Source organism: Tardiphaga sp. vice304 (genome assembly GCF_007018905.1).
GTDB lineage: Bacteria > Pseudomonadota > Alphaproteobacteria > Rhizobiales > Xanthobacteraceae > Tardiphaga.
The window spans coordinates 298416-311873 of record NZ_CP041402.1 but is presented as its reverse complement, the minus strand read 5'-3'; the positions used below and the strand labels follow the sequence as shown (position 1 = coordinate 311873).

Genomic DNA, 13458 nt, shown 5'->3' with positions numbered 1-13458 from the left:
CATCCTTGAAGCGAGCGCGTCGTCCACAGTCGAGCCCTGGAGCGCTTTGCTGGGCCGATGCGGGGACGGTGTCATTCCAGCGCCCTTTGTATCGACTCCGAAGTTTAACCCCGATCGGCGCCCCACATTAACGCCGGCCGACCGTTGAAATCGTTAATAGTGTGAGTGACATTAATGCTCACGAGTGGGGTCAATATGGGAAGCCGATCGAGGGTAAAATGGCATGCCGATCTACAGCTACGTCGCCAAATAGGCATTCGGCTATTTGTGCCTCTGTTAGGCCCGGTTAAGAAGCTATTAGAGTTAGTAAACGCTCTTTGATAGTCGGCATGCGTGTGGCCTAGCTCGTGGTAATATTCTGCAAACAGGCGGGCAGGTCTGGGCACCATCTTTGTTCAAAGCCCTTAATCTGAACTTTAATAAATAAGATCATATAGTTGGCGCTGTCTGCCCGGTACGTAGATCAATGGCTGTCGGAAGTTGCGATCTTGCTGTCTGATTCTAAGAGAGCCTCAAGCAGTTTCCGGCCTGACGTATCGCTCTGCATCATCGGATCCATTTTGAAAGTCGCCTTCAGAAAGCTTGATACGGCGCGAATGCGCGGCACGAACTGCAGGTCGGTGTGAACGTTAATCCAGAGTTCACGCGTTGTCGAAATCTTTGCGGGCAGCATGGGTACAAGGTCGTCACGGCCGGCTGCGGCGAAGCTTGGTAACAGCACCAGGCCAAGGCCGCCGGCCGCGGCGTTCATCTGCGCGATCATGCTGTTGGAATGAAAGCTCACCGTTGGGTTCTTGATGATGTCGTCGAGCCAGCGCACAGACGCGAGCTGGATGAGGTCATCGATATAGGTCACGAAGCTGTGCCGGACGAGATCGGCGGCCGAGCGGGGCATGCCGTTGCGGTCGAGATAATCCTGAGAGGCGTAAAGCAGGAGTTCGAAGCAGCCGATTCTTTCCGACACCATGCCTTGGCCGGCCGGCCGAAAAAAGCTGAGGAAGAGATCGGCTTCGCGCCGGTTCACTGAAACGGTTTGAGGCGACGTCAGCAACTCCACGGTGAGGTTGGGGTGTTGGTGGCGCAGTTGCGCGAAACGCTGCGCCAGATAAAGCGAGGCGATGCCCTCCATCGTGGCAAGGCGCACGCGCCCGGCCATCTGGCTGCTGCCGCATTGCACGTCCTCACGCATCGCGATGACTGCGCTCTCGATCCGTTCGGCGTGGCACAACAGGCGATCGCCGGCCTCATTGACGCGCAGCCCCGAGGGTAGCCGCTCGAACAGTGCAATACCCAGTGTACTTTCCAGATGCGCGATGCGGCGGCTGATGGTGGACTGATCGACCTTCAGGCGTCGCGCTGCGCTGCCCAGGCTGCCACCGCGGGCCGCATGCAGGAACACCTTCAGGTCGTCCCAGTCGATCGAATTGAAATCCTTCATGCCGAGACGGGAGCAAGAGCTGTGCCAAGCCCTGGTGGTGAGGCGGATTGTCGCCGCCTGCAAGCCGGGTTGCAGGATTGCCTATACCCACGGCGCTCCGATGCGACCTAGCCTGTCGGAAACCAAGGATCCTGACATGCTTCCCCGATTCAAGGCCGCCGCGGTCCACGCGGCACCGGTATTTCTTGACAAGGCCGCGACCACGAAAAAGGCGATCTCGCTCATCCGTGAGGCAGCCGCTGCAGGCGCCGCCCTCGTCGCTTTTCCGGAAACCTTCATCCCTGCCTTTCCAGTATGGGCCGCATTGTCGGCGCCGATCGACAATCACGACTTATTCGTCCTAATGGCGGACCAGTCGGTGCTGGTCGATGGTCCCGAGGTCAAGGCGATCAAAGACGAGGCGCGGGCGCAGGGCATCGTCGTCTCGATCGGCATCAGCGAGAAGTCGCCGGCCAGCGTCGGCTGCATCTGGAACAGCAATCTTTTGATTGGCGAGGATGGTGCGATTCTCAATCACCACCGCAAGCTGGTGCCGACCTTCTACGAAAAGCTGATCTGGAGCCCCGGTGACGGCGCGGGCCTGAGGGTCGTCGAGACCCGACTCGGCCGGATTGGCCAGTTGATCTGTGGCGAGAATACCAATCCGTTGGCACGCTACGCACTGATGGCGCAGGGCGAGCAGTTGCACATTTCGAGCTGGCCGCCGGTGTGGCCGACGAGGCGTCCGGCCGACGGCGTCAATTACCACATCGCCGCCGCGACCCGGATCCGCGCCAGCGCGCATTGCTTCGAGGCCAAGGTGTTCGGCCTGGTCACCGCAGGTGTTCTCGACAAAGCGGCACGCGACTTGCTGGTAGCGCATTATCCGTCGGCTGCTGCCGTGCTCGACGGGACGCCGCGTGCCGCGTCGTTCTTCCTCGATCCGACGGGCGAGCAGATCGGCGAGGCGCTGTGCGAGGACGAAGGGATTCTCTATGCCGACATCGACCTCAATAAATGCGTCGAGCCCAAGCAGTTTCACGACGTCGTCGGCTATTACAACCGTTTTGATATTTTCGATCTCCGCATCAACCGCCGCCGACTGGTGCCGGCAACCTTCACAAACGACGCGCCGCCTGACGCACGCCCGGACGATGCCGTGACGGAAGGCCTCCAGACGACGCGTATCGGTTTTTAGTTTTTAGGGTCCTGTCCCCATCGATTTTCATCGGCCAATGGCGGCCGTGATTGAACATAGAGGTGTGTCATGCAGTTTGACCGTCGGCAGTTGTTGCTCGGAGGAGTCGGTGCCACCGCCGGCTTGATGCTTCCCCGAAGCGCTTTTGCACAGTCGCCCGCCACCATCGGCACCTTCCCGGAAGGCGTCACCGCCGACTCGGTGTTCGTCGGCCTCACCATTCCCCTGACCGGCGTATTCTCCGGCGACGGTGGCGATCTCAAGCTCGGTTATGAGCTGGCGATCGCGCAGATCAATGCCGGCGGCGATATCGCGCAGAAGTGGGGCCTGAAGGGCAAGGGCGTGCTCGGCCGTCAGATCCGCCACAAGGTATCGGACACCGAGGGTAAGCCCAACCTCGACGTGCAGAGCGCCACCCAGTTCATCCAGCGCGATAAGGCGATCATGGTGTCCGGCTCGGTGTCATCAGCCAGCGCGATCGCGCTAGAAGAGCTCGGCTCGCGCGAGAAGGTGCTCTACATGGTCGGCATCGCCGGCTCCAACGACATCACCGGCAAGAACTGCCAGCGCTACGGCTTCCGTTCGCAGCAGAATGCCTACATGGCCGCCAAGGGCCTCGCGCCGGTGGTTGCCAAGGCGCTCGGCAAGAACATCAAGATGGCCTTCCTGGTGCCCGACTACACTTACGGCCATACGGTCTACGACAGCTTCGCCAAGTTCTCGACGGAGCAGGGCTGGAAGCAGGTCGCCAAGGAAGTCGTGCCGCTCGGCACCACCGATTACTCCTCGGCTCTTCTCAACATCGCCAACAGCGGCGCGGACGTATTCGTCAACATCGCGTTCGGCGGCGACGCCGTCGCCTCCACCAAGCAGGCCGAACAGTTCGGTGTGCTCAAGCGCATGAAGCTTGTGGTGCCCAACCTGTCGTCGTTCCAGGATAAGGAGCTCGGCGCGGAGATTATGCAGGGCGTATACGGCAGCTGCGATTTCTGGTTCGGCATGCAGGACAACTACCCGCTCGCCAAGACATTCGTGGAAGCCTTCGTTGCACAGAACAAGTACTATCCGCGCTGGGGCGCGCATATCGGCTACATGCAGACCTATCTGTGGGCAATGTCTGTGGAGCGCGCCAACACATTCAATCCGGTCGACGTCATCAAGGCGATGGAGAACTCCAAGGCGCAGCCTTACGAAACGACCATCGGCAAGGTGTATTTCCGCGCCGAGGATCACCAGATGGTGCGACCGATCCCGATCCTGCGCGGCAAGAAGCCATCGGAGATGAAGCACAAGGAAGACTTCTACGACATCGTCGAGATTGTCGACGGCGAGAGCGTAATGAATTCACCCGACTTATTCGGCTGCAAGCTCGGCCCCTACACCTAAGGATCGTCATGCCAAGCTGGCTCGTTCTCATCTCTCAGGCCTTCAACGGCTTGGCTCTCGGCACGCTGCTGGCTCTGGTCAGTAGCGGCCTGACGATCATCCTCGGTACGCTCGGCGTGCTCAACTTTGCCCACGGCGCGCTGTTCGCCGTGGGGGCCTACACCGTCTTCGTGCTGCTGCAATATACGTCGTCCTTCGTACTGGCGATCGTCGTCGGCTGTAGCTTTATGCTGGCGCTAGGCTTCCTGCTGGAGCGCGTCATCATCCGCTACTTCTACGACCGCCCGCACGAGGACCAGATCCTGGTCACCTACGGCGTCGGCATCGTGCTGGTGGAGTGCCTCCGGGCTGGCTTCGGCGGCAACGCGCAGCGCGTACCGGTGCCGTCCTGGGGGCAGGGCGCCACGCAGCTCGGCTTCCTGATCTATCCGACCTACCGGTTGCAGCTGATCGCGATCATCGCCGGACTGCTGCTCAGCCTTTACCTCGTGTTGTACCGAACCTCGATGGGCCTGGTGGTTCGCGCCGGTATCGAGAACCCCGGCATGGTCGGCATTCTCGGCATCAATGTGCGGCGCGCTTTCCTGCTGGTGTTCGCCATAGGCGTCGTGGCGGTCGGTCTCGCCGGCATGCTGTATGCGCCGGTGGTGGCGGTGTCCCCAGACATGGGCTCCAACTTCATGGCGCAGTCCTTCGTGGTTATCGTGCTCGGTGGTCTCGGCTCGTTTCCCGGCGCCATTGTCGGTGGCCTGATCGCCGGCGAGATCATCAGCCTGACCAGCGCCTTCAACTCCTCCTACTCCGAAGTCATGCTGTATGCGCTGATGGCGCTACTGCTGGTGATGCGGCCGCAGGGCCTGTTTGGCTCGGAAGGCCGGGCATGAAGCGGGCTCGAAGCTATTTGTCGGAATTCGCCGTCCTGCTCACGCTGATTGCCGCACCGGTGGTGCTGAAGCCGCTCGGCTTCTCCACCGACCTGCTGACGCGGGTGCTGAACTGGGGCCTGATCGGCCTCGGCTTCGACATCCTCTTCGGCCTCACCGGCCTGTTGTCCTTCGGCCAAGCGGCGTTCTACGGCGTCGGCGGTTTCGTCACCGCCTATCTGCTGGTGTCCGGCGCGCTGGGCAGCGTCTGGCTCGCATTGCTCGCGGGCACGATCGCTGCGGGCCTGTTCGGCCTGCTGGTCGGCTGGTTCGCTGTGCGGCGGATCGGCATCTATTTCACCATGATCACGCTGGCCTTCGGCCAGATGGCCTATTTCATCGAGAACTCGCCGTTGTCGGATTATACCGGCGGCGAGAACGGCATTCCCGGCGTGCCGGTGCCGACTCTCGGCTTTGGCGCCAACGCCATTCGCGTCAGCGCCGGGCTGCCGATGTACGTGCTGTTCGCGGTGGTCTACTTCCTGGGCTACGTGCTGGCGCGGCGCATCGTCGGCTCGCCAGTCGGCGCTGTCCTGCTGGCGATCAAGGAAAACACCGGCCGCGTTGCCATGCTCGGCCACAACGTGCCGGCCTACAAACTGACCGCCTTTGTGATTGCTGCCCTTTATGCCGGACTCGCCGGCGGACTGCTGGGCTCGTTCCAGAGCTACATGCCGCCGGACGCGTTCGCGCTGGAGACCTCCGGGCAGTTGGTGGTGCAGACCATCGTCGGCGGCGCCGGCACGCTGGTCGGGCCGCTGGTCGGCGCCGCGGTGTGGCTGTGGCTGCGGGATAATCTGCAGCTTATTCCCGGCCTCGCCACGCTTTGGAAGCTGGTACTCGGCATCGCTTTCATCGTGTTGGTAATCGGGCTGCGCCGCGGCATCTGTGGCGAGATAGCCCACTGGTGGAACGAACGGCGAAATCTCGTGGCCCTGCGCGCCGCGGAGGCGAAAACTGAGGCAATTGAGGCGCACAATGTTGATACTGCCCCAAGTGTTGTAGCCGGGATCACCGACGTCACCCTGCCGCTCGCTGAACCAGCGACCGGCGACGGCGAGATCGCTCTCGAAGCGCGCGCGCTGGCGCGGCACTTTGGCGGGCTGAAAGCCGTCGACGGCGTCTCGTTCAAGGTGCGCCGCGGCTCGATTCATGCAGTGATTGGCCCCAACGGCGCCGGCAAGTCGACGCTGTTCAAGATGCTGCTTGACGAGGTCCGGCCGTCGTCTGGCGAGGTGCTGCTGTTCGGCGAGAAGGTCACGGGGGTCGGTGCAAGCCGCGCCGCACAGCTTGGAATCGCCAAGAGCAATCAGTTGAACCAGCTGTTTCCGAACCTCAGCGTGCGCAAGAACCTGCGTATCGCCGCGCTGGCGCGCGGCCGTGGTCCGCTGCGGTTCGATCTGCTGCGCTCCGACGACAGCCTGCCGAAGGTGGAAGCGCAGATCGAGTCGGTCCTGGTGTTGCTTAACCTGGTTGAGCGGGCGGATACGCCCGCGCATGTCTTGGCGTACGGCGAGAAGCGCCGGCTGGAGATCGGCATGGCGCTGGCGACCAGTCCGAATGTCTTGCTGCTCGACGAGCCGCTGGCCGGCATGAGCCCGGCGGAGCGTGCCGCGACATGCGCCTTCATCCGCGATATCGGCCGATCGCGCACTGTCGTCATCGTCGAGCACGATCTCGACGCCATCTTCGGCCTCGCCGAACGCATCACCGTGCTCTACGAGGGCCGGTTGCTGGCGGACGGCACGGCCGATGAAATCCGTCGCAACCCGGCGGTTCAGGACGCCTATCTCGGAGGGCTGCACGCACATGAGCCTGCTTGAAGTCGACCGCATCAATACGCTGTATGGCGATTCCCACGTCCTGTTCGACACGTCGCTGCGGGTCGAGCAGGGTGAGGTGGTGGCGTTGCTCGGCCGAAACGGCGCCGGCAAGACCACCACGCTGCGCTCGATCATGGGCGTTTTGTCGCCGCGGAGCGGCGCCATCCGCCTCGACGGCAAGGAGATCAACGGCCTGCCGCCGTCGGCCATCGCCGGCATGGGCGTGCAGCTGGTGCCCGAGGAGCGGGCGATCTTTGGCGGCCTCACCGTCGAGGAAAACCTGCGCATTGCGGCGCTGACCGCGCCAAACGCCTGGAGCTACGATCGCATCTACGAAGTATTCCCGCGTCTCAAGGAGCGGCGCAAGTCGGCGGGGCGGTCGCTGTCCGGCGGCGAGCAGCAGATGCTGGCCATTGCGCGTGCGCTGATCCGCGACGCCCGCATCATCCTGCTCGACGAGCCGTTTGAAGGCCTCGCACCCCTGATCGTGCGCGATCTGGTCACGGTGGCCCGTAATCTCGCTGCCGAAGGCCGCACCATGATCGTGGTCGAGCAGAATGTCGCGGCAGCGCTGAGCTTCGCCAACCGCGTCTACGGTCTGAACAACGGCCACGTCGTGTTCGAAGGGACGCCCGCGGAACTGTCCGCCAACCCGGCGATGGCGCGGGATTTTCTCGGTGTCGCGTCCTGACCGGTACGCGTTGCCTGGCCGCCAGATCCGTGTAGATTCGGGTGAAATTTCAGGCGCAATGGTAACAGCATGACCAAGAATCATCACGACCATCACCATGATCACGATCATTCCGAGCTTTCGGAGACCGAATTGCGCGTGCGGGCGCTCGAGACGATCCTGACCGAAAAGGGCTATGTCGATTCCGCCGCGCTGGACGACATCATCCAGGCCTACGAGACCCGGATCGGGCCGCGAAACGGCGCGCAGGTCGTGGCCAGAGCATGGACCGATCCGGCATTCCGCCAGGCGCTGTTGGAAGACGGCAGCAAGGCCATCGGTGCGCTTGGCCGGGTCGGCGATCATCTCGTCGTGGTCGAGAACACTCCGCAACGTCACAACATGGTCGTTTGCACGCTGTGCTCCTGTTACCCCTGGGAAATGCTTGGCTTGCCGCCGGTCTGGTACAAGGCCGCGCCGTACCGCTCGCGTGCGGTGAAGGATCCGCGCGGGGTGCTCTTGGATTTCGGTGTCAGCCTGCCGAAGGACGTCGAGATCCGCGTCTGGGATTCCACCGCGGAAACCCGCTTCCTGGTGCTGCCGATGCGGCCGGAGGGCACGGAAGGCTGGAGCGAGACGCAGCTTGCCGAACTGGTCTCGCGCGACTCGATGATCGGGACGGGACTCGCGCAGGCGCCAGGAGTGTCATCATGAACGGCGTTCACGACATGGGCGGCATGGACGGCTTCGGCAAGGTCGAGGCCGAGCCGAATGAGCCGATGTTTCATGAGGAGTGGGAAGGCCGTGTGCTGGCGATGGTGCGCGCCATGGGCGCGGCTGGCGCCTTCAATATCGATGCTTCGCGCTTCTATCGCGAGACGCTACCGCCCGATGTCTATCTGTCGAGCAGCTACTATCAGAAGTGGCTGCTTGGCCTGGAGGACGTGCTCGCGGCCAAGGGATATGTAACCGTCGAGGAGATCGAGGCGGGCCATAAAGTCGAAGCGCCAAAGACTCTAAAGCACGGCGGCTTCACGCGCGACCAGGTCGAACGCGTGATGGTGCGCGGCGTGTTTGGCCGCACGGCGCCAGCGCCTGCGGTGTTCAAGGTCGGCGATCGCGTGCGTGTCAGGAATATCCATCCGGCTACGCACACGCGGCTGCCACGCTACGTACGCGGTCATCTCGGCGGGATCGAACGCGTCCACGGCTGCCATGTATTTCCCGATACCGCGGCCCATGACAACGGCGAAAATCCGCAGTGGCTCTATACTGTCGTGTTCGATAGCGCAGAGCTTTGGGGCGCGGATGGCGATCCTACGTTGAAAGTTTCCATCGAAGCTTTCGAGCCCTATCTGGAACTGGCGCCATGACCGTCGATACCCCGGCTGCCACGCGCGAGGGCGGCTGTCCCGGGCATTCCGCAGGACGACGAAGACCCGGTATTTCGCGAGCCTTGGGGAGGCGCAGGCTTTCTCAATGAGCTTGGTTCTGCATCAGAATGCTGGCTGGTTCCAAGCATTCTGGTGCCATTGAGAGACGAGAGGCAAAATGGACCTCCGGCTGCGGCATGGATGATCGGCCCCCACTGACGGGTCCAGTTGGGATGTTAGTGCATGGGTGAATTGGGTGCCAGCGCGTCGGCGTAGCTGATGAGGGTTGCGAAGCCGACCGCGCGGTCATTGCGGGCACGAAGACCTCGGGGTTGGTAGCCTATAACCCAGCGAGCCGTGAGGGCGGACGGTGTTTTAATGCCGACGCCAACTTTCAATCACGATCCTAGCCTCGGCCAGTGAGTAGAAGATCTCGCCGTCCAAAAGCTCGTCGCTAAGCCGCGCATTGAATGACTCGATGAAGCCATTCTCCCATGGGCTGCCTGGCATGATGTAGGCGGTCTTCGCACCCACCGCCGCGATCCAGTCTTGCACAGCTTTTGCAGCGAACTCTGAGCCGTTGTCAGAACGAATGTGTCTTTCAATCGTAATCACCGGACACCGGCATGGCCCTGGACCCAGCCCGACTTTGGTATCGGCTCGAATCGACGTAGGGGTGGATACCGAGACCGTGGCATTCACCTCACGCGGATTGTTGGATAGCGTTCGCCCCGCCATGGAAGAAACCGGCATCGTGACCGCGCGTCGCGTCCGTGTGAGAAAATGCAAAGGAAAGCGCCGGTGAAAATCATCGACTCTCAGGTTCACGCTTATGAGGCGAATTCGCCCGGGCGCCCCTGGCACATCGTGCCGGACTGGCCTGATCACGCGACGGGCGACGAGATGGTGGCGGCAATGGACGAGGTCGTTGTCGATGGCGCGATTTTGGTCTCGCCGTTTTCGATGTATCGCTATGACGGCAGTTACGCCGTGGACGTGCAGCGAGCCCATCCCGGCCGGATCGCCATCGTCAAGCCGGTCGATCCCGATGATCGCAACGTTGCCGACGTCATTGCCGAATGGAAGAGCACGCCAGGCGCAGTGGGCATCCGCATCATGCTGACCAAGGACGAGCGGCGCGATCCTGCCGACCCCGGCCTCGACCGCATCCTCCGGGAAGCCGTTCGTCATGACTTTCCCGTCAATATGCTTTGCTGGGACAATCTTGATGCCGGAATTGCGGTGATCAGCCGTCATCCCAACGTCCGATTCGTTCTCGATCATCTCGGCATCATGCAATTGCCGCAGCAGCCCCCGGCGCGGGATCCCTGGGGTCATCTGCCGAAGGTGCTCAAGCTTGCCGAGCGCACCAACGTCGTGATCAAGGTGAGCGGCGCCTGTACGCTGTCGCGGCAGCCGTATCCGTTTCCGGACATCTGGGATCCACTCGCCCGCGTGTTCGACGCCTGGGGATTTGATCGCTGCCTTTGGGGCACCGACTGGACGCGCGCAATCTCCATCGTCGACTACCAGCAGGCCGTCGAGTGCTTTCGCAACACCAGCCGCATCAGTGACGCGGAGCGTGCGATGCTGATGGGTGGCGCCTGTACGAAGACCTATGGATGGTCGCCGACCGGTAGCGCGTCGTGACGGCCAGGGGGGATTCGTTCGGTCGCTCTCAGACCGCCTCCGCGAATCGATTTGCCAGTTCGGCGTGGTTGGTCAGCCACGTCGTCGTGTGCCGCTTTGCCAGGTCCAGCGATTTGGCAAATTCGATCGCGCCGAAGGGACGCCCGAAGACATGGGCGTGGACGGTAATGTCTAGGCAGAACGGCGTCCGGGACATGCTGTTCACATTCTCGATGATTTGTCGCAACACGCGCGTGAAGGCTTCCGGTTCGTTACCGTAGCAGATGTAGAGGGACATGTCGTTCACTTCCAGGGTGAACAGCACCGCCATCAATGAGTCGGCCGAAGTCTCGAGCGGGTAGGGCATGTCGCTGTTAAAGATGTCGCCATGCCAAGCAAAACCTGCCTAGGCCAACAACTCGGACGTGCGCTGGCTTGGCTTGCAGCGTGGGCTGATCCAGCCGCGGGGGCGCCTGTGGGAGACTGCTCAATTGCGTTGATGCACTTGAGCAGATCTGCCTTCTCTTCGTCCCGCGTCTGATAGGCTGGCACGATATTTTGGCCCCAGCTGTGCGCGGAGATGTGGTGTCGGGCAGCGACGATCGCCTTCATCAGCGGCGGATAAAGCTCGGCGAGAATGCCACTGACATAGAAAACTGCTTTGACGTCGGCGACGGCAAGCGTGTCGAGCAGGCGCCATGCGCCAACCTCGAGACGATAAGGCCGCCCAGGACTGGCCTTGCAGGTCGAGCACGCCGGCTTTCAGCTGATTGCCCATCGGCCCGATGCCGGGCGCGCTGTCGTCGGTCCAGCTCTCGAGCATGACGCTGACGGAAAGCGCGATCTTTCGCTAGGCAGGCTAGCTGCGCGGAAGTTTCGATGTAATCATGACCATCCTTATTTTCTCAATTCGCGAAATTACGGGAAGCCAGAGGTCAGCCGACACGGTTCTCAAGCGCGCCGATGCCTCCGATTTCACGGGTGACGACGATCGTGGCCAGCCCTGGGTGACAAAAAACACATTCGTCGTTGACGCTTAGCCGGTCTTGATGCCGAGCAGTTGCGCAGCATTTCCGCCCAGGATCGCGATCTTCTCACTCTCGCTCAGACTGTCCGTCGCGAACACGTGGTCGACGGGATGCTCCTCCCAAGGGATTGGCTGGTCGGTGCCGAGCATAAGCTGGCTCGCGCCGACCTGCGCGGCTAGATGCCGAAGCGCTTCCGGCGTGAAGACCAGGGAGTCGAAATACATCTGATTGAGATACTCGGTGGGTTTCTTCTTCAGCTGAATGGCAGGATCGCAGTTCTTTGGCGAGACGAAGCACGCATGGTCGGAGCGCGGCGCATAGGACGGCAGATATCCGCCGCCGTGAGCTGACAGCACCTTGAGCTTCGGAAATTTGTCCAGCACGCCATCGAAAATGAGGCGTTGGAGCGCAATCGTCGTGTCGAGCGGATTTCCGATCACGTTGGCCAGCCAGCCATTGCCCTTGAAGCGGGACGACAGCTCGCCCAGCCGATACGGATGAATGAACAGTGTGGCTCCGAGTTCTTCGGCTTTCGCCCAGACCGGATGAAAGCGGGGATTGGAGAAGTCGGCGCCTTCCACGTTGGCGCCGACGGCGGCGCCCTTGAGGCCCTTCTTCTTCACCGCGTCCTCGAGCTCCTGGACAGCGAGGTCGGGATGCTGCAGTGACAGCGACGCAAAGGCGGCAAATCGATCGGGCTGCGAGGCGCACAGCTCAGCGAGCTTCTCGTTGTTGATCTGAACGATCCTGGCCGAAAGGTCGCGGTCTTTGCGATACCAGTAAGGGTTGATCGACAGCACCTGCATGTCGATCCCCATGGCGTCCATCGCGCGCAGGCGGTCTTGCATCACAATGAAATGTTCTTGCTGGCCCTTGGTCGGCGGCAGAATGCCGGCGACCTCGTCGCCCATCAGCTCGAGCGATTCATGAAACAGACAATGCGCATGAACGTCGATGGTCTTGACGCGCTTGCCGCCGACCATCACGGGCAAGCGGCGCGGCGCCTGCTGTTGCGCATGTGCGGCATCGAGCATGCCGCAGCTGCAGAAGCTCAGGCCGGCGAGGCCTTTCAGGAAAGTGCGGCGTGTGGTCATGACGTTGGCCCCCCTGTAACGACGGCCTGCGCCGCAAGGCGCTCGGACCGACCTGTGTGGTTCGTTGGTCGAACCTTCCACCGGGGCTGTACCGGCTTTCGCTTGACACCGTCCCGACAAACGACTTATTGAAACGAACGTTTGTTTTAGTCAAGAGATCCGATGCCCCGCGTTTCAGCCCTCGCAAGACTCCTGGATGACGCGCCCGGCAAATCGTCGGTACGTCAGCGCTTGATGGACGCATCGGAGCAATTGTTCGCAGAGCACGGCTGGAACGCTGTCAGCATTCGCACGATCGTGTCAGCGGCAGGGGTCAACCTTGCTGCGCTGCATTATCATTTCGGATCGAAGGAGCAGCTGCTTTCCGAGATCTTCAGCGCCCGCGCCAAGCCGATTGCCGAAGAGCGCGTGCGTCTGCTATCGGAGATCGATCTCGACGACGCGCCGTCGCTCGAGCGCATGCTGGAAGCCTTTCTTCGGCCGGCCCTGACGATCGGTTCGGATGAACGGTTTGGCGGTCGTGCCTTCGTCAAGCTTCGCGCCCGGCTGGCGACGGAGCCCGAAGAGGTCAGTCGCCGCATCCTGACGAACGCGTTCGATGAATCGAGCGGCAAGTTTCTCGATGCGCTAAGTCGCGCGCTGCCGGATTTGCCCAGAGCCGACCTGGAATGGCGTTTCCATTTCATGCTGGGCACGATGTTCTACACGATGGCAGACGCCGGCCGCATACAGTCGCTGACTGACGGGCGATGCGATCCCGGCCGCGTGGAAGACGCGCTCGCGCATATCATTCCGTTTCTTGCCGCGGGATTTCGCTCGAAGCCGGACCCGAAACCGAAGCTGGCAGCAAAACGGCGGAGCAAATGAGCGCTCGCGCTCGACCTAGAGGTTGGGTGCTGAGCTTCTAGAATGAATAC

Annotated in this window: 14 protein-coding genes and 1 pseudogene; 10 read left to right on the top strand and 5 right to left on the bottom strand. The window is 61.9% G+C overall.

Annotation, left to right across the window (positions count from 1 at the left end):
- Positions 1–463: 463 nt before the first annotated feature.
- Complete coding sequence (locus FNL56_RS01380; RefSeq protein ID WP_143577393.1) at positions 464–1438, bottom strand: LysR family transcriptional regulator; 975 nt, start codon at positions 1436–1438, stop codon at positions 464–466.
- 136 nt (positions 1439–1574) lie between these two features.
- Between FNL56_RS01380 and FNL56_RS01375 the strand changes: the two genes are divergently transcribed.
- The 7 genes from FNL56_RS01375 to nthB all read left to right on the top strand — a co-directional run bounded on the left by FNL56_RS01375 (position 1575) and on the right by nthB (position 8790).
- Positions 1575–2615 (top strand): carbon-nitrogen hydrolase family protein, encoded by a 1041-nt coding sequence (locus FNL56_RS01375; RefSeq protein ID WP_143578739.1) that lies wholly within the window; start codon positions 1575–1577, stop codon positions 2613–2615.
- Between the two features lie 69 nt (positions 2616–2684).
- Positions 2685–4001 carry an ABC transporter substrate-binding protein gene (locus tag FNL56_RS01370; RefSeq protein WP_143577391.1) on the top strand — a complete coding sequence of 439 codons (1317 nt, stop codon included), beginning with the start codon at positions 2685–2687 and terminating at the stop codon, positions 3999–4001.
- Between the two features lie 8 nt (positions 4002–4009).
- Positions 4010–4885, top strand: a complete 876-nt coding sequence (locus FNL56_RS01365; protein WP_143577390.1) for a branched-chain amino acid ABC transporter permease — start codon at positions 4010–4012, stop codon at positions 4883–4885.
- Positions 4882–6747 carry a branched-chain amino acid ABC transporter ATP-binding protein/permease gene (locus FNL56_RS01360; RefSeq protein ID WP_143581726.1) on the top strand — a complete coding sequence of 622 codons (1866 nt, stop codon included), beginning with the start codon at positions 4882–4884 and terminating at the stop codon, positions 6745–6747. The genes FNL56_RS01365 and FNL56_RS01360 overlap by 4 nt, the downstream gene beginning before the upstream one ends.
- Positions 6734–7438, top strand: a complete 705-nt coding sequence (locus FNL56_RS01355) for an ABC transporter ATP-binding protein (protein WP_143577388.1) — start codon at positions 6734–6736, stop codon at positions 7436–7438. The genes FNL56_RS01360 and FNL56_RS01355 overlap by 14 nt, the downstream gene beginning before the upstream one ends.
- A gap of 69 nt (positions 7439–7507) precedes the next feature.
- Complete coding sequence (gene nthA / locus FNL56_RS01350) at positions 7508–8131, top strand: nitrile hydratase subunit alpha (protein WP_143577387.1); 624 nt, start codon at positions 7508–7510, stop codon at positions 8129–8131.
- The gene (gene nthB, locus FNL56_RS01345) at positions 8128–8790 is read left to right on the top strand and encodes a nitrile hydratase subunit beta (RefSeq protein ID WP_143577386.1); all 663 of its coding nucleotides are present in this window, start codon (positions 8128–8130) and stop codon (positions 8788–8790) included. Before nthA ends, nthB begins: the two co-directional genes overlap by 4 nt.
- A gap of 306 nt (positions 8791–9096) precedes the next feature.
- Here nthB and FNL56_RS01335 read toward each other — a convergent pair.
- Positions 9097–9387 (bottom strand): annotated as a pseudogene (locus tag FNL56_RS01335) (integrase core domain-containing protein); the annotation flags it as partial.
- 204 nt (positions 9388–9591) lie between these two features.
- Between FNL56_RS01335 and FNL56_RS01330 the strand changes: the two are divergent.
- Positions 9592–10440 (top strand): amidohydrolase family protein, encoded by an 849-nt coding sequence (locus FNL56_RS01330; RefSeq protein WP_168202829.1) that lies wholly within the window; start codon positions 9592–9594, stop codon positions 10438–10440.
- A 28-nt stretch (positions 10441–10468) separates the two neighbouring features.
- Here the strand turns inward: FNL56_RS01330 and FNL56_RS01325 are convergent, their stop codons facing one another.
- On the bottom strand, positions 10469–10750 hold the full coding sequence (locus tag FNL56_RS01325; RefSeq protein ID WP_143577384.1) for a hypothetical protein: 282 nt from the start codon (positions 10748–10750) through the stop codon (positions 10469–10471).
- Positions 10750–11112: a polysaccharide deacetylase family protein gene (locus FNL56_RS28690; protein WP_143582519.1), complete on the bottom strand. Its 363-nt coding sequence runs from the start codon at positions 11110–11112 to the stop codon at positions 10750–10752. The genes FNL56_RS01325 and FNL56_RS28690 overlap by 1 nt, the downstream gene beginning before the upstream one ends.
- A gap of 194 nt (positions 11113–11306) precedes the next feature.
- On the opposite strand from FNL56_RS28690, the gene FNL56_RS27520 reads away from it, so the two are divergent.
- Positions 11307–11459, top strand: a complete 153-nt coding sequence (locus FNL56_RS27520; protein ID WP_168204629.1) for a hypothetical protein — start codon at positions 11307–11309, stop codon at positions 11457–11459.
- Here the strand turns inward: FNL56_RS27520 and FNL56_RS01315 are convergent.
- Positions 11456–12541 (bottom strand): amidohydrolase family protein, encoded by a 1086-nt coding sequence (locus FNL56_RS01315; RefSeq protein WP_143577383.1) that lies wholly within the window; start codon positions 12539–12541, stop codon positions 11456–11458. The two genes, FNL56_RS27520 and FNL56_RS01315, sit on opposite strands and share 4 nt — an antisense overlap.
- Positions 12542–12703: 162 nt before the next feature.
- Between FNL56_RS01315 and FNL56_RS01310 the strand changes: the two genes are divergently transcribed.
- Positions 12704–13408, top strand: coding sequence for a TetR/AcrR family transcriptional regulator (locus tag FNL56_RS01310; protein ID WP_143577382.1), 705 nt, complete (start codon positions 12704–12706; stop codon positions 13406–13408).
- Positions 13409–13458: the final 50 nt, after the last annotated feature.

What these genes read in the sequence shown, in the direction of transcription:
- FNL56_RS01365 (WP_143577390.1), top strand. Translation starts at nt 4,010, where the DNA reads ATGCCAAGCTGGCTCGTTCTCATCTCTCAGGCCTTCAACGGCTTGGCT.
- FNL56_RS01380 (WP_143577393.1), bottom strand. Translation starts at nt 1,438, where the DNA reads ATGAAGGATTTCAATTCGATCGACTGGGACGACCTGAAGGTGTTCCTG.
- FNL56_RS01375 (WP_143578739.1), top strand. Translation starts at nt 1,575, where the DNA reads ATGCTTCCCCGATTCAAGGCCGCCGCGGTCCACGCGGCACCGGTATTT.
- FNL56_RS01310 (WP_143577382.1), top strand. Translation starts at nt 12,704, where the DNA reads ATGCCCCGCGTTTCAGCCCTCGCAAGACTCCTGGATGACGCGCCCGGC.
- nthA (WP_143577387.1), top strand. Translation starts at nt 7,508, where the DNA reads ATGACCAAGAATCATCACGACCATCACCATGATCACGATCATTCCGAG.
- FNL56_RS01360 (WP_143581726.1), top strand. Translation starts at nt 4,882, where the DNA reads ATGAAGCGGGCTCGAAGCTATTTGTCGGAATTCGCCGTCCTGCTCACG.
- FNL56_RS27520 (WP_168204629.1), top strand. Translation starts at nt 11,307, where the DNA reads ATGACCATCCTTATTTTCTCAATTCGCGAAATTACGGGAAGCCAGAGG.
- FNL56_RS01315 (WP_143577383.1), bottom strand. Translation starts at nt 12,541, where the DNA reads ATGACCACACGCCGCACTTTCCTGAAAGGCCTCGCCGGCCTGAGCTTC.
- nthB (WP_143577386.1), top strand. Translation starts at nt 8,128, where the DNA reads ATGAACGGCGTTCACGACATGGGCGGCATGGACGGCTTCGGCAAGGTC.
- FNL56_RS01370 (WP_143577391.1), top strand. Translation starts at nt 2,685, where the DNA reads ATGCAGTTTGACCGTCGGCAGTTGTTGCTCGGAGGAGTCGGTGCCACC.
- FNL56_RS01355 (WP_143577388.1), top strand. Translation starts at nt 6,734, where the DNA reads ATGAGCCTGCTTGAAGTCGACCGCATCAATACGCTGTATGGCGATTCC.
- FNL56_RS01325 (WP_143577384.1), bottom strand. Translation starts at nt 10,750, where the DNA reads ATGGCGGTGCTGTTCACCCTGGAAGTGAACGACATGTCCCTCTACATC.